The sequence below is a fragment of the Streptomyces sp. HNM0645 genome (assembly GCF_030056615.1).
Lineage (GTDB): Bacteria > Actinomycetota > Actinomycetes > Streptomycetales > Streptomycetaceae > Streptomyces > Streptomyces marianii.
This window is the reverse complement of the sequence record NZ_JASHLT010000127.1, coordinates 1-501: the sequence shown is the minus strand read 5'-3', so window position 1 is coordinate 501 and position 501 is coordinate 1. Positions and strand designations below refer to the sequence as shown.

Here is a 501-nt window from a genome sequence, read left to right as displayed (position 1 = left end):
GAGATCATCACCGAGGTGCCGACGAGCTTCCAGGTGGCGTCCGAGGACGCCAGGCCGGACTTGAGCCAGTCCAGCTGGGCGCGGCCGGTGATCGTGCGCTCGGGGTCGTCGACCTTGCCGCTGCCCACGGACGCCTGCTCGGAGCGGAACGAGCGCAGGTCCAGCAGATGCAGGTCGGCCAGCTTGCCGAAGCGCAGCCGGCGGTAGACCGTGCCCTCGGTGGAGGTGCGCACGGGCATCCACTCGAAGTAGGCCCGCTTGGCTGCCGCGGCGCGGGCCGCGTAGTCGCCCTCGGTGCCGGGCGTGTGGTTCTCCGCACCGCCGGACCAGGCGTCGTTGGCGATCTCGTGGTCGTCCCAGATCGCGACGAGCGGATGGGCGGCGTGCAGTGCCTGGAGGTCGGTGTCGGTCTTGTACTTGCCGTGCCGGACGCGGTAGTCGGCGAGGGTCGTGATCTCGTGCGCGGGCTCGTGCCGGCGCACGACGTACTCGTCGGCCGGG

Annotated in this window: 1 protein-coding gene; it reads right to left on the bottom strand. The window is 71.5% G+C overall.

Features of this window, described 5'->3' with window-relative positions; translation table 11 throughout:
- The coding region (locus QMZ92_RS35935; protein WP_283302144.1) for an alkaline phosphatase D family protein at positions 1–501 on the bottom strand (501 nt) is incomplete at both ends.